Consider the following 18,838-nt stretch of genomic DNA (forward strand, 5'->3'; position numbering starts at 1 on the left):
GTCAGCTCTTGCCGTCCACGTAGGCTTCCATGCCGACGCAGGAGCAGACCAGATTGCGGTCGCCGTAGACGTTGTCGACGCGGCCGACCGCGGGCCAGAATTTGTGCGCGCGGACGAAGGGCGTTGGAAAGGCGGCGAGCTCCCGCGAATAGGGGCGATCCCACTTGTCCGCCGCCACCACGGCGGCTGTGTGGGGCGCCTGCTTGAGCACGTTGTTGGTCTTGTGGAACTCACCTCCCGCCACGCGCCGCATTTCATCGTGAATCGCAATGAGGGCGTCGCAGAAACGGTCGAGTTCGACCTTCGCCTCGCTTTCCGTCGGCTCGATCATGAGCGTTCCCGCCACGGGCCAGCTCATGGTGGGCGAATGGTAGCCGTAGTCCATCAGCCGCTTCGCCACATCCTCCACCTCGATGCCCTCCTTCTTCCATGCGCGCAGATCGATGATGCATTCGTGCGCGACAAGGCCTTCGTTGCCCTTGTAGAGCACGGGAAAATGAGGCTCGAGCTGCCGCGCCACGTAGTTGGCGTGAAGTATCGCGCGCTTTGTGGCCTCGGTGAGCCCGGCGCCTCCCATCATGCGGATGTACATCCATGAAATGACCAGCACCGAGGCTGATCCGTATCTGGCCGCGGACACCGCACCCACGGGTTCGGACGAGGTGTGTGCGGGATCACCAGGCAGAAACGGAATCAGGTGCGGAGCCACGCCGATCGGTCCCACGCCTGGTCCGCCGCCACCATGGGGAATCGCGAAGGTCTTGTGCAGGTTGAGGTGGCAGACGTCGGCGCCGATGTGTCCGGGCGATGTCAGCCCGACCTGCGCGTTCATGTTGGCGCCGTCCATGTAGACCTGCCCGCCGCGCTCGTGAATCAGTGCGCAGATGTCGCGTATCGAGGATTCGAATACACCATGCGTCGATGGATACGTCACCATCAGCGCTGCCAGATTGCCGGCATGCTGGTCCGCCCTGGCCTTGAGGTCGTTGAGGTCGATGTTGCCGTTGGCGTCGCAGGCCACCGGGACCACCGTCATGCCGCACATGACCGCGCTGGCCGGGTTGGTGCCGTGCGCACTCGTTGGAATCAGACACACCGAGCGATGCCCCTCGCCGCGCGAGCGGTGGTAGCCGCGAATGGCAAGGAGTCCCGCGTACTCGCCCTGCGATCCTGCGTTGGGCTGGAGGGAAATTTCCGCGAAGCCCGTGATCTCGGCGAGCCAGGTCTTGAGGTCCCTGAAGAGCTGAGCGTATCCGCGCCACTGCTCGGCGGGAGCGAACGGATGCATTCTGCCAAACTCCGGCCAAGTCACAGGCACCATTTCGCTCGTTGCGTTGAGCTTCATCGTGCAGGAGCCGAGGGAGATCATCGAGTGGCTCAGCGAAAGATCCTTCGCCTCCAGCCGCTTGATGTAGCGCAGCATCTCGTGCTCGGTGTGGTGGCGGTTGAACGTGGCGTGGGTGAGGAAGGTGCTGCTGCGGCGATGGGGCAGGGGAAACTCGACGGAGACACTGTCATTTGCGGGCAGTGTGGCGGACTCGCGGAAAAGTCCCGCGAGTACGGCGATGTCGTCCACGGTTGTGGTTTCGTCGAGCGAGAGTGCGACCGTGGTGTCGTCAATGTGCCGCAGGTTGACTTTCTTCGCATGGGCGGCGGCGTGCACCCGGGCTGCGGAAACCTGGGTCACCACCAGCGTGTCGAACACGATGCCCTCAAGAACCCGGGCGCCGGCTCCCCGGAGCGCCTTGGCGAGCAGCTCGGTCAGTTGCTTTACGCGGCGCGCGATTCGGGTCAGTCCCTCGGGTCCGTGATAGACGGCGTACATCGACGCCATGACGGCGAGCAGCACCTGGGCGGTGCAGATGTTGGAGGTGGCCTTGTCGCGGCGAATGTGCTGCTCGCGCGTGCCGAGGGCCATGCGCATCGCGGGATTGCCCTGGGCGTCGCGTGAGACGCCGATCAGGCGGCCGGGCATCTGGCGCTTGTAGGCGTCCTTGGTCGCGAGAAAGCCGGCGTGCGGACCGCCGAATCCCATCGGCACGCCAAAGCGCTGCGACGAACCGACGGCGACATCGGCGCCGAACTCCCCGGGAGCGCGCAGGAGCGTCAATGCCAGCAGGTCGGTCGCCACGATCAGCAGGGCGCCGGCCTCGTGCACGCGGCTCGCGAAATCATCGTAGGGATGGATCATCCCAAAGGTGTCGGGATACTGCACAAGCGCGCCGAAATAGGTGGCGTCGATGGGCATCGAGCGATGATCCCCGATGACGACCTCGATGCCGAGCGGCTGGGCGCGGGTGATGACGACCTCGCGGGTTTGAGGATGGCAGTTTTCCGAGACAAAGAAACGGGTCTTCGCCGCATTGCTCGCGCTGCGCAGCGCCAGGGTCATCGCCTCGGCCGCGGCGGTGGCCTCGTCGAGCATGGAGGCGTTGGCAATCTCCATGCCTGTCAGTTCAGCGACCACGGTCTGAAAATTGAGCAGCGCCTCCATCCGTCCCTGGGAAATTTCCGCCTGGTACGGCGTGTAGGCGGTGTACCAGCTTGGGTTTTCCAGGATGTTGCGCTGGATGACGCCCGGCGTGTGTGTGTCGTGGTAGCCCTGTCCGATGTAGCTGCGAAAAACCTGGTTGAGCCCGGCCATGGAGCGCAGTTCGGACAGTGCGGCGCTTTCACCGATGGCGGCGGGCAGTGACAGCGGTGCAGGAAGACGGATGTGCGCGGGCACCGCGGCGTCCACAAGCGCGTCGAGCGATGGATAATCCAACAGGTCAAGCATGCCCGCGAGATCGGCGGCGTTGTCGCCGTGATGGCGGCGGGCGAAGGTGTCCAGGGGAGCCAGGAGATCGCGTTGATTTGCGGGAACGGAGGCGGTGGAAGGCATGTGAGACGTGAGCAGGCCCAACGTAGGGAGGGCGGATGCCGGGGCAACAGGGTTCTGGCTGGGGCGGGAGACTTTTAAGCGGTTGAATTTGGTTCCATCGCGCCACTTTGTTGAGACTTGTGAAGCAAACCAGCGTCCAGCCGTCCTTCCCGTTTCCGACAAAGGCATCCCGTGCCGCCTACATTGATCGGAAGCTGGCGGAACTTTATCCGCGGCCGAAAATACCGCTGGATCACGGCGATTCCTACACGTTGCTCATAGCGGTGCTCTTGTCGGCGCAATGCACCGACAAACGGGTGAATCTCACGACACCCGCACTCTTCGCAAGGGCGCGAACACCGGCGGACATGGTAAAATTGAGCGTGGCGGAGATCGATGCCATCGTGCGTGCCTGCGGCCTTTCGCCGCGCAAGGCACAGGCCATTCGAGGACTCTCCCAGATGCTTCTCGATCTCCATGGTGGACGGGTTCCCTCGACGTTTGAGGCTTTGGAAGCGCTGCCTGGCGTTGGCCACAAGACGGCGTCGGTTGTGATGTCGCAGGCGTTTGGATTCGCCGCGTTTCCAGTCGACACGCACATCCATCGCCTGGCGCAGCGCTGGAAGCTGACCTCAGGGCGCAGCGTCGAGCAGACCGAGCGGGATCTGAAGAAGCTGTTTCCGGAGGCGCATTGGAATCCGCTGCATCTGCGCATCATCTACTATGGTCGCGAGCATTGCACGGCGCACGGCTGCGACGGGACCGTCTGTGAAATCTGCCGGACGCTGTTTCCCGAGCGAAAACGCCCCGTGGTCACGCGAAAGTAGTCGCCCGCTTGCGATGTCGCCATCGGCGGAAGGCAGGAAACCAGCGCAAGCCAGGGGCTTCTGCGCGGGTGGAATTCCGGGATTGCCTCGGCCGAACCCGTTCCCCACGTTCCTGCCTCCAGTCCGGACGCTTAGCTCAGTTGGTTAGAGCACGTGCTTCACACGCACGGGGTCACTGGTTCGAGTCCAGTAGCGTCCACCATTGTGGGGATCCGTTCATGGCGACTCGTGATTTGCGGACGAGCAATCGGGTTTCACCGTGGCGCGAGCCGGATGAGTCGCACGCCATGGCCTGGCATGTCCAGGCTGATAGTGCGGTGACCTTCGGCGGTTGCGATTGGCTCGCCGTTTTGGGTCATTGGCACGACGGGAGCGAGCCGGTCCGCTCTCCGCCCTTGACCGTCCATCCCTGCGTCATACGGTATTACGCATGCCGACTCTCACGTTCAAAGTCTCGCCGGAAGATGCGCGCGTGATCCGTGCCAAGGCACGGGCGGAGAAGTCCACGGTGTCCGCCTTCCTTCGCTCGCGGGTGCTCGATGCCGGGCCGGCGAAGGCACGCCGCCGCGTGATCAAGCGGCATCCGGTTTCCGGTCTGCTTTTCGACGCCACGGATGAGGGCGGCCCGATCGTGACGCACGAACAGATCAAGGCCGCGCTCGTCGATTTTCCGTGAAATACCTTCTCGACGTGAACGCCCTGATCGCGTGGCGACACGCGAACGCGCACGGCCACGCCGCGTTTCATGCCTGGGCGAAAGCGGAAGGGTTCAAGACGTTCGGCACGTGCGCGCACGCGGAACTCGGCTTCATTCGAGTATCCATGCAGGTGTTTCAGCTCTCGCTCGCGGACGCCCAGGCTGCGCTCGCCGATATAAAGCGTCAGGCCGGTGGATTCGTTTCCGCCGCCCCTTCGCCGAAACTTCCGGCATGGAGCGCCAGGCCCAACCGAACGTCCGACGCCTACCTCGCCCAGGTGGCCGCGTCGGTCGGGCTCACTCTCGCGACGTTTGATACGGACATTCCAGGTGCGGCGCTGATTCGCTGAAGATTGTCCCAAATCAGACAATAGTTCAGTCAAATCTCTCGCCAGCATGAAACTTGGCCTGGTAAGATGCAGTCTACATGCCGAGCAGGTCGAGGTTCTTTCGCAGGCGCTCCAGCGCGAGGCGGAAGCGGTCGGGGATCAGGCCGTGACGGTCGGGGCCGACGTCGAGCAGCAGATTTGCTCCCCGCGAAATTGAGGTGAGGTACATGCCGAGCAACTCCGCATCGGAGCGCGGCTGATCCTTCTCGGTGTAGAACCAGTCATTGCCGATCGGCTCGCACACTTCGCCGGGAATGTAGTAGTTGCGGCCATCCAGGTTCCGCCACTTCACATAGGCGGTTGCGGCGCTGGGAAGGAATCGCTCGATCGTCATCAGGTCGGTCGGCCACACGCGATCCATCACGATTTCCGTGCCATCCCCGATGCCGTGATTGTAGAGAATCAGGGTGTCCGGCTGCCGCGCTGTGATATGGTCGTAGAGGCGCTGACGGTAGTAACGTGGCAGCAGGTGGGGAATGTCGATCCACCACTCGGCGATCGGACCGTAGTTGTCCATCAGCTCGGTGATCTGCGCCCATTGAAACTCCAGATAGCGCTCGGTGACAAACGCCGAGCTGCGATTGACGGGCATGGGGGCGCGCCCGATGGGAAGCGGGGCGACGTTGGGCGAGAGTGAGCCGAAACGATTGTGGTTGTCCCAGGAGCAGTAGTAGAAGCCCGGCTTCACGCCGCGTCGCTCGCAGGCCTTGAGGAACGCCTCAACGACATCGGTCTTGTTGCCTGAGGTTCCGACATGGTAGTCGTTCAGCCGCGTGGGCCAGAGGCAGTGTCCGGCGACATGCTTTGTGGTCAGCACGGCGTACTTCATGCCGGCGTCGCGCGCGACGCTGATCCACTGGTCGACGTCGAGTCGGTCGGGCGCATAGGCGGTCGAGGGATCCGATCCGCTCGGCAGCTCCGCCTCGACGAAGGTGCTCATGCCGAAATGGAGGAAAATGCCATACTTCATGGCCTCCCACCTTTTCAGTTTCTCCACGGAAAGCCGCTGCGCCCCGGGCAGCTTCTCATCATCGGAAGCCGACGAGCGCAGGGGCACACCGGCGGCCAGCGAAGGGATCGGAGGGGCCGATGCATTCTGTGCGGAGAGCCGGGCACCGAGCAGCGCTCCGCCTGCCAGGGCGGATGCGCGCAGGAATTCGCGTCGCGAAGTGGGGAGTGGATTCATTGATGGATGGGGGAGGATATGGGACGAAGCGATAGTAGCGCGATGGGGCCGGTAAAGCTGTTTCCCTGTTTCACATGCACTTTCAGAAACGCGGAAGAATGGGTGCGTGAACAGGCAGCCAGTCGGTTCGCCGGACGCCTAGACGCGCAGGCCGTCCAGGTTTTTTCTGAGACGCTGGAGCGCGAGGCGGAATCGGTCGGCGATCAGGCCGTGCCGATCCGGGCCGACATCGAGGAGCAGGTTCGCACCGCGCGAGATCGCCGTCAGATACATCCCCAGCAGCTCGGCATCCGGGCGCGGCTGGTCCTCGTCGGCATAGAACCAGTCGTTCCCGATGGGGTCACAGACCTCGCCGGGCATGTAGTGATTTTTTCCATCAATATTGCGCCACTTGACATAGGCATTGGCGGAGCTTGGCAGGTAGCGTTCGATCGTGATCACGTCCGTCGGCCACACGCGGTCAACCTTGAGGTCCGCGCCATTTTCCGTGCCATGATTGTAGACAATCAGGGTGTCCGGCTGGCGTCCGGCGATATGATTGTAGAGGCGCTGCCGGTAGTCGCGCGGCAGCAGGTGGGGGATGTCCAGCCACCACTCGGCAACAGGGCCGTAGGTGTCCATGAGTTCGGTGATCTGCGCCCATTGAAACTCCAGATAGCGCTCCGTGACGAAGGAGGAGCTGCGATTGGTGTTGGGCAGCGGCCGGATGAGCGGCAGCATCGCGAAGTTGGGGGACAGTGAGCCGAAACGATTGTGATTGTCCCAGGCGCAGTAGTAGAAGCCTGGCTTCACTCCGCGGCGCTCGCAGGCCTTGAGGAAGGCCTCAACAACGTCGGTCTTGTTGCCCGAGGTGCCGACATGGTAGTTGTTGAGCCGCGTGGGCCAGAGGCAGTGGCCCGCGACGTGCTTCGTGGTCAGCACGGCGTACTTCATGCCTGCGTCACGGGCGATGCTTATCCACTGGTCCACGTCGAGCCGGTCGGGCGCATAGGTGGTCGAAGGGTCCGAGCCGCTCGGCAGCTCCGCGTTGACGAAGGTGCTCATGCCAAAGTGGATGAACATGCCGAATTTCATGGCCTCCCACTGGCGGAGCTTTTCCACGGAAAGCCGCTGCGCTCCGGGCAGCAATTCGGCCTCGTTCACTGGACGGCGAAGCGTGCCGGGCTGTCCCATCGGGGGAATCGGCGGAGCGGATGGAGGCTGCGCAGGGAGACGGGCTGCCAAGAGTGCGCTGCCGACGACAGCGGAGGACCGCAGAAAATCGCGGCGTGAGGTGGGTGACATTTTCATCGTGGAAAAGAAAGAAATGTCGGGCCGGATAGTGCAGGGCGTCAATGCCACGCCGATCATCCATGTTGACTTTTTCCCGACCCTCCCTGCGCGGCTACAGCAGCCATTCTATCGGGAGCAGTGAGGCCAGGGTGACGGTGACCCGGCGGCGTGCGCTGGCGTTGGGGTCGCGTTTGTGCACGCGGGTCCCGTCGACCGTGCACTCGATCCAGTTCAATCGGCCTGATGAGGTTTCTTGAACCTGGTAAGCCTGATCGCTCAGGCCTTCCGCGAGGTAGGCGGCTATGCGTCCGGCCAGCGTCGGGCTTTCGATGACAAAGCCCATCTCGGTGTTGAGCTGGGCGGATCTTGGGTCGAAGTTGAATGAACCGATGTAGGTGCGGTTGTCGTCGACGGAAAATGTCTTGGCATGCAGGCTCGATCCCGAATGGCCAACGAGTCCGCGGTCCCGGGTCGAGAGACCTGAAAACGCGCGTTTGACCTCGTAAAGGCGGATTCCCGCCTGAAGGAGCGCGTGCCGGTGCTTGGCGTAGCCCGCATGGACGGCGGCGACATCCGTGGCCTCAAGGGAGTTGGTCACGACGGTGATTTCCACTCCCGACTGTGCCAGTCGCTGGAGGAACTGCACGCCCGCGACTGTCGGAACGAAGTAGGCGGAGACGAGATAGAATCGGAATTGCGGAGTGCCCAGCGTTTCCCTGAGGCGCTGGGGAATGCTGAGAGGAGCAGCCAGTCCGAGACCCTTGGCGGGATCGTCGCTCACCATGCGGATGTCGGTCCATTCGAACTCGAGCTGGCCGGACAGCAGTTCGCGAACGAACGCCTGCTGCGCCAGCGTGCGGCCGTATCGCGCCGCATCGGGATGAAAGGAAGTCCGGGTGAGTTTTTGACGGGTGCGGATGCGCTGTTTTCGCGTGGGCGGGGGAAGGAGGCGATCCGCGGGGTAGGAGGATGCTGACGACCAGTAACGATCGAAATCGGCGGAAACCTCCTGGACGATCGGGCCGATGGCCATGACGTCAAAGTCGACGAAATGAACCTCAGCACCGGATCCGAAATACTCGTCGCCGATATTCCGCCCGCCGATGATGGTCACCTGGTTGTCGACCGTGAAGGACTTGTTGTGCATCCGCCGGTTGAGGCGGGAGAAGTCGGTGAGGTAGCCCAGCGCGCGCCATTTCCGGTTCACGAAGGGATTGAAGAGACGCACCTCGATGTTCGGATGCGCGTCGAGTGTCGCGAGCACCAGATCGAGACCGTTCGTATTGTTGTCGTCCAGCAGCAGGCGCACACGCACGCCTCGTTCCGCGGCTCGAAAGAGCGTGTCGAAGAGCAGCCGCCCCGCGAGATCGGCGTGCCAGATGTAGTACTGCACGTCGAGGCAGCGCTCGGCTGTGTCGGCCATCAGGGTGCGCGCGGCGAAGGCGTCGCGACCATCGGAGAGCGCATGAAAACCCGAAGTGCCGGGATGTTCCGCCGCGATGGGAGCGATGGCCTGTCCAAGGCGGGTGCCCTCGGTTCCCAGCATGGCGACCGAGTGCGGACGGTCTTCCAGGGGAGGGAGTCGAAACATGGGCTCCGGATTGGTTTGATCAGGCCGACCGGCGCTTGCGCCTTGCGCGAACGGCTTCGGCGAGACGGTTGAGAACGGGCAGGGTTTGATCCCAACCCAGGCAGCCGTCTGTGATGCTTTGACCGTAGGTCAGGGGTCGCTGGGTGTAGTTCTGGGTGCCTGGAACAAGATGGCTTTCGAGCATGATTCCCGCGATTGCGGATTCGCCCGATTCGATCTGTTGCGCCAGATCCTCTGCGACGGCTGGCTGGCGCGAAGGGTCCTTGCCGCTGTTGGCGTGGCTGCAGTCGACCATGATCCGTGATGGCAGGTCCCTGCTTCGCAGCAGGTCGCTGGTCTGGCGGATGTGTGCGGCGGAGAAATTCGGTCCGGCCGTGCCTCCGCGCAGGACGAGGTGGGTGCTGGGGTTGCCCGTCGTGCCCATGATCGCTGGAGCTCCCTCGCGGGTGAGCGAGGGAAACCAGTGTGGGTAGCGTGCGGACAGGATGGCGTCGACGGCCACCTGAAGGTTGCCGTCGGTCCGGTTCTTGAAGCCAACCGTCATGGATAGTCCGGATGCCAGTTCCCGGTGAACCTGGCTTTCCACGGTGCGTGCCCCGATTGCGCCCCAGCTGATGAGGTCGGCGTAGTACTGTCCGAGGGTGGTATCGAGAAACTCAGTCGCTGCAGCGACGCCCTGAGCGGTGACGTCGAGCAGCACCTGCCGGGCCTTTCTCAAGCCGCGGTTGATCTGGTAGGATTCATCCAGCTCCGGGTCGTTGATGAGTCCCTTCCAGCCGATGACCGTGCGCGGTTTTTCGAAGTACACGCGCATGACGGGAATCAGATCGTCCTGGAGCGCATCGCCAGCGGCTGCGAGCCGGCGGGCGTAGTCGGTGGCGGCTGCTGGGTCATGGATCGAGCAGGGCCCCACAACCACGAGCAGGCGATCGTCGCGGCCGGCGAAAATACCCTCAATGGTGCGCCGCATTTCCTGCACGAGTGCGCCCTGTGCCGCGGTCATCGGCAGTTCCTCCTCAAGAATGGCCGGTGCGAGGAGCGGTTTGATCGCCCGGATGCGCAGGTCGGCGGTCGGTGGTGTCGTGGTGGCTGGGATCACTGTGAGAGTCGGGTGCGCTCAATGCGCGCCGAGAACCTGCCTGGCCTGGTCCGTCAGCGCGGTGCGATTGATTTCATCGTCGCGGGCAGGTGGTGATGAAACTCCGAGTGTGCGGGCCCTGGCCTGCAGGCTGAGCCAGGCGAGGGATTCCCGTTCTCCGCCGGCTGCCTGGGAAGCCGCGATTGTCTGGGCGGCGGTGGTCGATGTGAGCTGTTCCGGAGCCAGGAGATTTTTTTCTCCGAGAAAGAGTGTGAGCGAGGCGCCAAGGACTTCGAGCCATGCCTTTGGCGAAACCGGTGGCATGTAGGTCATGCCCTGGCCGGCGGGAAACGAAGACCACTCCATGTACTGGCGGATTTGCTGGTGAAGTTTTGTCAGCTCGATGTCCATGGTTGCCGGCGTCCAGCGTGCCGAGAACTGCTTCCGTTCGCGAAATTTTCTGACATCCCAAACGCGCAGCAGGATTTCCGTGTCGCCCTCCATCTGCCGCAAGGCGCCCGTGAAGACGTAGTCGAGGCCTTCGGCGCAGGTTTCGACCAGTTGACGAAGATTCTCGGTCGTCCATTCCGTGGGGAAAAGAGCGTAGTGTTTGGCGTCGCCGACGAGTCCGACCGCGGCAATCGGGGAGTAGATCGGACAGGAGCAGAAGGTTTCCGCCAGCCACAGTGGCAGGGCCCGTGTCAGTCGCCCCAGTTCCTCCTCAGGCTGCTTCATCAACGAAAGGGCCTGGGGGTTTCCGGGCAGGGCGAGTTGGGCGAAGGCGACGCGTCGGAGGCGGTCCCCCTTTGGAGGCAGGATCTGCGTGGCGATGGGTTCGAGGCCGTACAGCCAGATGGGCTTGCTGATGCTGATCAGGCTGATGGAAGACGGGCCGCGCGGAGCGGATGGATTGCCTTCACCGCCCGCGCCGGGTTGTGGAGGCGGAGGCAGGCGGCCCTGCTTCTCGGCTTCGATCAATTCGGCGAGCGCGTTGGAGAAGCCATACAGGCGCTCCTCGAGGTCCTGCTGTCGGAGCGAGAAAAGTATGTCGAGGGTATGCCGCGCTGCGGTGGTGTTGCGCGTGGCGAGATAGGCCTGCAGCAGGTTGAGCCCGGTGGCCGGACCGTGGCGCTCGGCGTCGTAGCGGGGTGCGACGAGCTCGGCGATCGACTCCACGTATCCGGTTGATCCGAGGTCGCCCGAGATGGTGACAAGGACGTCGGCACGGTCTCCGGCGCTGTCCAGAACCTGCTCGTAGAGCGCCAGGGCTGAAGCGAGATCGCGCTGGTCGAGCTTTTCGCGAGCGGCAGCCAGTGTGGCCGCTATGGAGCCGAGGCTGTTCCGGCCATCATTCGAGGAATCAACCTCTGCGCTTGGTTCGGCCTCCACTGATTCAGAGCTTGGCAAGGCGTTTGATGCTGGTGAGGGCGCCGCCGTCGGAGCCTTTTTCGATGAGAAGCGGTCAAGAAATCCCATGTTGGAAGCCAATGCGCATGAGATGCTGCTGGCGAAGCGAAAAGAGGAGTCTTCAAAAGTGCCTGAAACGGCGGGGATCCAATCAGGATCGGGGGCGCGGTGAGTGAAGCTGCGAGGGGGAAATTCCCTCGCGAAGCGCGACTGTGGCGAGAACCTTGGGGACGTAGAGCTGGGTTTCGCTGGGAAGGTCGCGGCTGATCGCAGCGAATGTCCGTGGGCTGCGGCTGCCCAGAGTGCGTCCGACGCGACCCTCTCCCGCATTGTAGGCGGCGATGGCGAGCGGCCAGTCGCCGAAACGATCGTGGAGTCTTTTGAGATATCGTGCGGCCGCCTGGGCGCTCTTTGCCGGATTTGTCCGCTCATCCGGGAGGTAGGTGCTCAATCCCAGGCTCTCGGCGGTGGCGGGCATCAGCTGGAAGAGGCCTTTGGCACCGACCGGGCTGCGCGCGTTTGGATTGAAGGAGGACTCGACCTCGGCGATCCAAGCCAGTGCAGGCGGGATGCCCTCTTTGGCAAACGCCGCCTTCAGTCCGGGAATGAGCGCCGCAGCACGCGCGGGAACGGGCCGGGTCGCGAGCCGGGTTTTCCAGAGGTCATAGTGAGGGATTGCGAGGTCTGGCGCGACAGGCGGAGGCGGTGTCAATGACTCTCTGGCGGCCTCTCCTGCGGCATCGGCGAGGTCGACGCGTTCGCTGAGCCAGTCCATGAGGTCCGAGCCCTGGGCTGTGGCCTCCAGCATGTCCAATGCCGCCCGTGCGGCGGGAGCCAGGCCGGCAAGCTCCTCGAGGGACTGTGATTGGAGCGCCGATTGCAGTTTCCCCAGAAACGCGTTCCATGCCTCGGGCGAAACGAATTCGTAGTCGGCCTTGATTTCATCGGGCGCATACTCGTCGAAGAGCCGCCTGCCGATGTCATAGAGGCTGCCCGAGGGGAAACTCGCGGCCGGACTCGGTTTGGGTGAGGGAGCCATGCTCCCTGATTCCTCAGCCGCGATGTTACCCGCGGCGAGGAAGGCACTCAAGGCGATCAGAGGAACTTTCATCGTCCTCACCTGACCGCCTGAAATGTGCTGGGTTCAATCTGGAGAAGCGCGGCGCAGAGCGCCGCCGCGTCTCCAGCGTCAAAACAATCTACTTCTTTTTCTTTGCAGCTTTGGTCGCCTTCTTGGCGGGTTTTGCTTTGGACGCTTTCTTGGATGCGGCTTTCTTGGCCATAGTTTCTTTTGTTGGGTTATCGTTTTGTTTGGCCACTCAGCACTGATGTTGAATGGTCAATACTGGGAACGTCCAAACGTTACGAAGAATTTCTGACAAAACGCGAGACTGATTCTTGCATAAATGCGATTTCTTTCACGGCTCAGTTGAAGCCGTGATTCCTGAAGCGGGAAATTCCGATCGGAAACTGGCGGTGATTTGGAAAGGCAGCGAATCCCCCTTGTGTGCGCGACGCCGGAACAAATGCGATTTTACCTCTGAAAAACTCAATCGCGCATCATCACGCGCGATGAGCGCGGCGATTGGAGTGAGGGAAATTTTCAGACTCGCTCGAACGTGTGAGGCGCATCGATTTCTGATGCGGCCACGCGCGCTTCGCGGACAGCGAGCGCGATTTTTTCCGCGACCTCGGGCATCAGCGCGGCCTCGTGTCCCGTCATGATCTGCAGTCGCAGCCGGGATCTTCCCTTTGGAATCACCGGATACTCCAGCAGGTTCAGCAGCACTCCCTGTTCTGCGCAGCGCCTGACGGCGTGGCGTGCGGCTGTTTCGCTGCCAATCGGAATGGATACGATCGGACCAAGTCCGCCGCCGGGTTCGAGTCCGCAGCGGGCGAGCGCAGCTCGCAGGATGACCACCGACCGGCGAAGGGCGGCGCGCCGGGCGGCTCCCTCGGGAGAGCGAACAATGGCGAGAGCCTGGGTTGCGGCCGCCACCTGGGAGGGGGAGATCGTGCTGCTGAAGAGATACGCGGGTGAGCGGGCGCGGATGTAGTCGCAGAGTTCAGCGCTCCTGACCGCGACGAATCCACCGCTGCCTGCGAGTGTCTTTGAGAGGCTGCCGATGATGACGGGCACCATTCCGAGCAGCGATTGGATTTCGATTTCGCCCGCCCCCTCCGATCCGGTGCATGCCAGATCGTGTGATGCATCGACGACCAGGCATGCGCCGAACTCCGCGCAGAGCTGATGCAGCGAGGACAGGTCCGCGCAGGCGCCGTCGGAAGGGAACAGACCGCAGGTGATGAGAAAGATGGACTGATCCCTGTCCATGGAGCGAAGCCTGCGGAGGCATCGACGCGCGTGATCGAGGTCGAGATGTCGGAAGGTGTGTATCCGGCGGGTGGAGCAGGCTGCACCGCAGCGCACCCCGCTGCTGATGGATGCGTCCATGACGATTGCGTCCCGTGGATCCGCCAGCGCCCGCATGGCTCCATGGCCGGCGGCCCAGCCTGAAGGGAAAAGGGCGACGTGCGGCAGGTGCAGCAGATCCCCCAGGCTTCCTGCGAGCGCGTCGGCTTCGTCGGTCAGGCCGGTGAGGGCCGCCGATCCCGCGCTGCTGGTGCCGAGGCGATGAATGGCGGATGCGGCGGCCTGCCTGACCAGCGGATGGGCTGACAGACCCAGGTAGTCGGAGGACGTGAAATTCAGACCTTCGAAGACTGTGCCGTTGCGTTCCCGCACCACGGCAAAGGGTTTTGGCGCCTCGAGCATTCGCCGATCATAGGGCAGGAGATTCTGAACGGATCGCTGCATGATGCGCGCATGCAGGGCAGCGGAACGGGTCAGGACGCAATCAAGGGTTGTGGTGCTTGGTGAGGATTCTGACTGTGGAGGGTCATTTGAAACAGGGTTCATGGGAACGAGAGAGGAGCGTTGGGCGCTGGAAACGGGCGCTTTGCCGCAGACCGATGAGGGTCAGGACTCTGATATTAGCGGAATTTTCACACGGATTTCCCGGGAGCCGGCGAAATGGCATCGGGAATATTTTCCCATCGGATTTCCGAATGTCCCGGGACATTTTTCACGAAATCTGCTAATCTCGCCGCGTGGAAATCAGCCCAACCCCTGACAACCGGCGCCGAGTCGTGCTGGTCGAAGATCATACGATGGTGCGCCAGTTGATGGCTGTCATCGTGAAGGAGCAGTTTGCGCTTTCGCTTGCCGCTGACTGCCGAACGGTGGCGGAAGGTGTCGCGGCGTGTCTCCGGGAGAAGCCGGATCTGGTCATCATTGACTGGATGCTTCCGGACGGACGCGGGTTCGACGTCGTGAGGGCGGCGGGCCCCAAGCTGCCGCGAACGAAGTGGATCTTTGTTTCCTCGAATGAGCAGGAGCACATGGTGCGTGAAGCCATCTCCCTCGGCGTGCACGGCTTTGTCCTGAAGCGTTCGGATCTTTCCCAGCTCCGCGAGGCGGTGCACAAGGTTCTGGATGGCCAGAGCTACTATTGTCCCGCCAGTTCGCGACTGCTGGTGGAGAGTCTTCGCAGCGAGGCGAAGACGGTCCGGAGCAACCTGACACTGCGGGAGCGCGAGGTCCTGAGAGGTTTCGCCAGGGGTGAAAACACCAAGGCCATGGCCGAGCGTCTTGAGCTCACCACGAAGTCCGTCCACAATCTGCTGGCGCGCGTGAAGGAGAAGCTGGGAGTCTACGAGCCGGGCCCCTTGGTGAGGTATGCCATCAAACACGGCCTCGTCGAGGAGCCCTAGGTCTGCACGAGTCCCGCGTTGACCGGCGGGCTGGTTCTCCTAGGTTCAACCCTCTCACGGATGAACCGGGTGCACATCAAGACCTACGGATGCCAGATGAATGAACGCGACAGCGAGGCGGTCGCGGCCATGCTGCGCGCGCGGGGCTACCGGATCGTTTCGGATGAGGATGACTGTGATATTCTCCTCCTGAACACCTGCTCCGTGCGGGATGCCGCGGAACAGAAGGCCATCGGGAAGGCCGGGTATCTTTCCGCGCGAAAGCGCCGTCAGCCGGATTTCATTCTCGGGATCCTGGGTTGCATGGCTCAGAATCGCGGTGCCGCGCTGCTCGACCAGTTGCCCGATGTGGATCTGGTGGTCGGCACGCAGAAGTTTCACCAGGTTCCCGGCTATCTTGACAATCTTCGGGCTGCGCAGGCGGCGGGGGTGCCGATAGGCAGGAGCATTGTCGATATTGCGGAGGAGGCGGGATCTCAGAACACCATCAAGGATCATTTGCTGGGTGACCCTTCGGATGAAACCGCGGTGGAAAGGCAGGTGACCGCCTTTGTTTCGATCCAGCAGGGCTGCAACATGTCGTGCGCCTTCTGCATTGTGCCCAGGACAAGGGGCGACGAGCGATCGCGCCCCATGGACGACATAGTGCGCGAATGCGAGATGCTGGCCGCACGGGGAGTGCGTGAAGTCACACTGCTTGGGCAGATTGTGACGAGTTACGGTCGGAGGGATTATTCCGGTGTCGGGGGCCGGTCGCCGTTTGTGCAACTGATAGAGCGCGTGCATGCAATCGACGGCATATCCCGCATCCGTTTCACTTCGCCGCATCCCAGGGGGTTCAAGCAGGACCTCGTGGACGCCTATGGCCGGCTGCCGAAATTGTGCGGCTATGTGCATCTGCCGATGCAGAGCGGCAGCGACCGGGTTCTCCGGGCGATGAATCGACCCTATACGGCGGCGAGATACCGGGAGATTGTGGAATCTCTGCGGTCGGTCCGGCCGGAGATGTATTTTTCCACGGATGTCATCGTCGGGTTTCCTGGTGAAACAGACGAGGAGTTCGAGCAAACCCGGAGGTTGTTCGAGGCATGCAACTATGACATGGCGTACGTGTTCAAGTATTCGGTGCGCTCCGGCACGCCTGCGGCCGCACTGACGGATCAAATTCCGGATGACGTGAAGGAGCATCGGAATCAGGTGCTGCTTGAGATTTTAAGGCGCAATTCCGCGAGCCGGAGTGCGCGGCTCGTGGGCAAAGTCGAGGACGTGCTGGTGGAAGGCCGTGACAAGACCGGGAGACATCTCATGGGGCGCACGGATGGCAACCGCGTGGCTGTGTTTGACGGGGAAGCCCGCTTGATTGGCGAGGTGGTGCCTTTGAGAATTGACCGTGCGAGCGTGAGCACGCTTTACGGTGAGCCTGTGCTTGCAGGCGTGGAATCGGCCGCTTCCTGAACCTTTCCCTTCATGACACTCTTTTTCGCCACTTTTCTAACCGGCGCCGTCCTGGTTTCGATCGGGGTGCTGTTTCTCATGGCAAGCCCTGCGATCATCAGCTCCCTCAAGGCCTTTCCGCGGTCCCGACTGGCGACAATCATCCTGTTTGGAGGAGCGGCAATCTGGTTTCTCTGGAAAATATGGACGCTGTCCGAGGCGGATTTCGGCGAATATCGAAAGATCCTCTTTGTTGGCTTTGCAGCTGTCGCCCTGGCGTCATTCTTCTGCGTGCCTGATTTTCTTGCCGTGCGCGGACTGGCTGCGCTCACGCTCCTTGCGGCGACTCCGTTGCTGGGAGCGGCATACATGCAGTACGATTTTCCGCAAAGAAGGTTCATGGTTGCGGCCGTGTATGCGGGCATCGTCGTCGCGATCTATCTGGGGGCCGTGCCGTTCCGGCTGCGTGATTTCCTGGGATGGGTGTTCAACCGGCCGGTGCGTTCCCGCATCGTCGGAGGCACGCTTGCGGCCTACGGGTTTCTGCTGGCGGCGATCGCCTTCACGTATTGAGCCACCGCTCATGGCCTTTCCGCCTGCTGAAACTCCCTCCGCTCCGCCGGTGCTCCTGGTGATAGCCGGGCCGGCGGGATCGGGGAAGACCACGCTCTGCGAGCGGATGGTGAGGGAGATTCCGGGATTCTCCCGGGTTGTGACCGCCACAACGCGACCGCCTCGCGACGGGGAGATCAATGGCGTGCATTATCACTTTCTCACGCCGGAGGAGTTCGATGCAAGACTGGCGGACAACGCGTTTCTCGAGTGGGCAGTTGTCCACCAAAAGCACCGCTATGGAACCCTGGCGGCGTCCGTGATGGGACCCTTGTTGGAGGGCAGGAGCCTGGTCATCAATGTGGATGTACAGGGTGTCGATGCCTTTCGCCGCGCGGCGCTTCACGATGCCCTGCTGGCGCGCCACCTTGCGACCGTTTTCATTGAAGTGCCTGTCGAGGAGCTCAGGAGGCGGATGGTGAAGCGAGGTCAGGACTGCGATGAGGAGATAACCCATCGCCTTCAGACTGCGGAACGGGAGTTGAGGGAGGCCGTGAAGTTTGACTACTGCATCCACAGCCGCAGCCGTGACGAGGATTTTCGCGCACTGGTGGAGATCCAGAGAAGGGTGCAGCAGCGTGTGCGCGCCGGAGGCCGCCGAAACTAGAGACTCTCGCGAGCGGGCGGGCTAGCTCAACTGCCCGACATCGACCCCGAGTATCTTTGCGGCGGCGACGCGATCGCCACCCAGGGCGTGAACAACACGCTCGGTGTATTGCTTCTGCTGACCGGCCAGGTAGTCGGCGAGATTGGGCCATTGCCTGACCTCCCGCAGGCGCATAGGCAGCTGCTGCGAGGTGACAATGCGCACGTCGGTGGTGGCGGCGATCTTCAGCACCAGTTGCTGAAGCTCGCTGAGGTTGCCCGGCCAGTGGTAGGCCTGCAGCACACCCAGTGCGTCGTCGGTGAACTCGATCAAGTTGGAATCGAAGTGCGGATTGGTGGCCTTCGCGCAAAAATATTTGACCAGGAGGGGGATGTCCTCGACGCGGTCGCGCAGGGGCGGCAGCGCGACCGGAAGGGAGGCGACCCTGTAGAAAAGCTCATCGTGAAACTGCTCCTCCTCGGTCAGTTTTTCCAGGTCCTCGTTCGTCGTGCAGATGAGGCGAAAATCCTGCGAGGTGTTGCGAAGAACGCTGACCAGCTCCTTTTGCATGGCCATGGGGAGGCATTGCAGATGCTGGAGAAAGAGTGTTCCGCCTCTGGCCTGGGATATCCACTCACCGCCGGTTCCGTTCTGGCCGAGAAGACCCTCGCGGAAATTGGCGTCAGAACTGAGGGAACAGTCTATGCGGACGAGCGGTGCGTCGGAGGTGGCGGCGCTGGCGTGCAGGATTTCGGCTATCGTGCTCTTGCCGGTGCCGTTTTCCCCCTGGAGCAGAACGGGGGTGCGGACGGCTGCGAGTTTCTTGACCTGCTGGATGAGCTTTTGGATCCTGCCGCTTCGGCCGACGAGCCGGCCCTCGATGTCGGCGGCCCGCGCCGCAGGGATGGGAGAGGCGCTGCTTCGTTCCGCGTTCAACTGGCGGAACTCGAGTCCGCGTTTGAGCGTTGAGATCAGTTCATCGACCCGGAATGGCTTCTGGAGGTAGTCGAAGGCGCCGTACTTGAGCGCCTGGATCGCCGACTCGGTGCTGGCGTAGGCGGTCATGATGATCAGCACGCAGTTTGGGTCGTAGGCCTTGATCTGCTTGAGCAGCGTGATGCC

16 protein-coding genes and 1 tRNA gene (1 of these 17 only partly in view) are annotated in these 18,838 nt (G+C 62.5%); 8 read left to right on the top strand and 9 right to left on the bottom strand.

Annotated features, from left to right (window positions below):
• Position 1: 1 nt before the first annotated feature.
• Positions 2–3,052: an aminomethyl-transferring glycine dehydrogenase gene (gcvP, locus tag HS122_18305; GenBank protein ID MBE7540351.1), complete on the bottom strand. Its 3,051-nt coding sequence runs from the start codon at positions 3,050–3,052 to the stop codon at positions 2–4.
• Between gcvP and HS122_18310 the strand changes: the two genes are divergently transcribed.
• The 4 genes from HS122_18310 (at position 3,004) to HS122_18325 (ending at position 4,737) form a co-directional block, all read left to right on the top strand.
• Complete coding sequence (locus HS122_18310) at positions 3,004–3,690, top strand: endonuclease III (GenBank protein ID MBE7540352.1); 687 nt, start codon at positions 3,004–3,006, stop codon at positions 3,688–3,690. The two genes, gcvP and HS122_18310, sit on opposite strands and share 49 nt — an antisense overlap.
• A 125-nt stretch (positions 3,691–3,815) precedes the next feature.
• A tRNA-Val gene (locus HS122_18315) sits at positions 3,816–3,892 on the top strand.
• A 228-nt stretch (positions 3,893–4,120) separates the two neighbouring features.
• Entirely contained in the window at positions 4,121–4,366 is a 246-nt protein-coding gene (locus HS122_18320) for a hypothetical protein (GenBank protein ID MBE7540353.1), read from the top strand.
• Positions 4,363–4,737, top strand: a complete 375-nt coding sequence (locus HS122_18325; GenBank protein ID MBE7540354.1) for a hypothetical protein — start codon at positions 4,363–4,365, stop codon at positions 4,735–4,737. Before HS122_18320 ends, HS122_18325 begins: the two co-directional genes overlap by 4 nt.
• A gap of 73 nt (positions 4,738–4,810) precedes the next feature.
• Here HS122_18325 and HS122_18330 read toward each other — a convergent pair whose 3' ends face one another.
• The 7 genes from HS122_18330 to HS122_18360 form a co-directional block, all read right to left on the bottom strand.
• A complete protein-coding gene (locus tag HS122_18330) occupies positions 4,811–5,962 on the bottom strand; it encodes an alpha-L-fucosidase (GenBank protein ID MBE7540355.1) in 1,152 nt (383 codons plus the stop codon).
• 138 nt (positions 5,963–6,100) lie between these two features.
• Positions 6,101–7,246, bottom strand: a complete 1,146-nt coding sequence (locus tag HS122_18335; GenBank protein MBE7540356.1) for an alpha-L-fucosidase — start codon at positions 7,244–7,246, stop codon at positions 6,101–6,103.
• Between the two features lie 100 nt (positions 7,247–7,346).
• Entirely contained in the window at positions 7,347–8,780 is a 1,434-nt protein-coding gene (locus HS122_18340; GenBank protein ID MBE7540357.1) for a phospholipase D family protein, read from the bottom strand.
• A gap of 64 nt (positions 8,781–8,844) precedes the next feature.
• A complete protein-coding gene (locus HS122_18345; GenBank protein MBE7540358.1) occupies positions 8,845–9,921 on the bottom strand; it encodes a 3-deoxy-7-phosphoheptulonate synthase in 1,077 nt (358 codons plus the stop codon).
• A 21-nt stretch (positions 9,922–9,942) separates the two neighbouring features.
• On the bottom strand, positions 9,943–11,292 hold the full coding sequence (locus HS122_18350; GenBank protein MBE7540359.1) for a hypothetical protein: 1,350 nt from the start codon (positions 11,290–11,292) through the stop codon (positions 9,943–9,945).
• 169 nt (positions 11,293–11,461) lie between these two features.
• Complete coding sequence (locus HS122_18355; protein MBE7540360.1) at positions 11,462–12,421, bottom strand: lytic transglycosylase domain-containing protein; 960 nt, start codon at positions 12,419–12,421, stop codon at positions 11,462–11,464.
• Positions 12,422–12,913: 492 nt separating this feature from the next.
• A complete protein-coding gene (locus HS122_18360; protein ID MBE7540361.1) occupies positions 12,914–14,230 on the bottom strand; it encodes a pyridoxal phosphate-dependent aminotransferase family protein in 1,317 nt (438 codons plus the stop codon).
• A 191-nt stretch (positions 14,231–14,421) separates the two neighbouring features.
• Here HS122_18360 and HS122_18365 point away from each other — a divergent pair, with 191 nt between their 5' ends.
• From HS122_18365 to HS122_18380, 4 genes are read left to right on the top strand one after another with little or no spacing between them, the layout of a single operon-like run.
• The gene (locus HS122_18365) at positions 14,422–15,084 is read left to right on the top strand and encodes a response regulator transcription factor (protein MBE7540362.1); all 663 of its coding nucleotides are present in this window, start codon (positions 14,422–14,424) and stop codon (positions 15,082–15,084) included.
• Between the two features lie 60 nt (positions 15,085–15,144).
• The gene (miaB, locus tag HS122_18370) at positions 15,145–16,539 is read left to right on the top strand and encodes a tRNA (N6-isopentenyl adenosine(37)-C2)-methylthiotransferase MiaB (GenBank protein MBE7540363.1); all 1,395 of its coding nucleotides are present in this window, start codon (positions 15,145–15,147) and stop codon (positions 16,537–16,539) included.
• Positions 16,540–16,551: 12 nt separating this feature from the next.
• Complete coding sequence (locus HS122_18375) at positions 16,552–17,091, top strand: hypothetical protein (GenBank protein MBE7540364.1); 540 nt, start codon at positions 16,552–16,554, stop codon at positions 17,089–17,091.
• Positions 17,092–17,101: 10 nt separating this feature from the next.
• On the top strand, positions 17,102–17,737 hold the full coding sequence (locus HS122_18380; GenBank protein MBE7540365.1) for an AAA family ATPase: 636 nt from the start codon (positions 17,102–17,104) through the stop codon (positions 17,735–17,737).
• 21 nt (positions 17,738–17,758) lie between these two features.
• Here HS122_18380 and HS122_18385 read toward each other — a convergent pair whose 3' ends face one another.
• Positions 17,759–18,838 carry the 3' portion of a sigma-54-dependent Fis family transcriptional regulator gene (locus HS122_18385; protein ID MBE7540366.1) on the bottom strand. The gene runs 177 nt beyond the window's last position, so 1,080 of the gene's 1,257 nt are visible here — the last part of the coding sequence; its start codon lies beyond the right edge, outside the window; its stop codon occupies positions 17,759–17,761.

The organism is Opitutaceae bacterium (assembly GCA_015075305.1).
Lineage (GTDB): Bacteria > Verrucomicrobiota > Verrucomicrobiia > Opitutales > Opitutaceae > UBA6669.

Coding starts and splice junctions, on each gene's coding strand:
- gcvP (MBE7540351.1), bottom strand. CDS start 3,052: ATGCCTTTGTCGGAAACGGGAAGGACGGCTGGACGCTGGTTTGCTTCA.
- HS122_18320 (MBE7540353.1), top strand. CDS start 4,121: ATGCCGACTCTCACGTTCAAAGTCTCGCCGGAAGATGCGCGCGTGATC.
- HS122_18330 (MBE7540355.1), bottom strand. CDS start 5,962: ATGAATCCACTCCCCACTTCGCGACGCGAATTCCTGCGCGCATCCGCC.
- HS122_18335 (MBE7540356.1), bottom strand. CDS start 7,246: ATGTCACCCACCTCACGCCGCGATTTTCTGCGGTCCTCCGCTGTCGTC.
- HS122_18340 (MBE7540357.1), bottom strand. CDS start 8,780: ATGCTGGGAACCGAGGGCACCCGCCTTGGACAGGCCATCGCTCCCATC.
- HS122_18355 (MBE7540360.1), bottom strand. CDS start 12,421: ATGAAAGTTCCTCTGATCGCCTTGAGTGCCTTCCTCGCCGCGGGTAAC.
- HS122_18360 (MBE7540361.1), bottom strand. CDS start 14,230: ATGAACCCTGTTTCAAATGACCCTCCACAGTCAGAATCCTCACCAAGC.
- miaB (MBE7540363.1), top strand. CDS start 15,145: ATGAACCGGGTGCACATCAAGACCTACGGATGCCAGATGAATGAACGC.
- HS122_18375 (MBE7540364.1), top strand. CDS start 16,552: ATGACACTCTTTTTCGCCACTTTTCTAACCGGCGCCGTCCTGGTTTCG.
- HS122_18380 (MBE7540365.1), top strand. CDS start 17,102: ATGGCCTTTCCGCCTGCTGAAACTCCCTCCGCTCCGCCGGTGCTCCTG.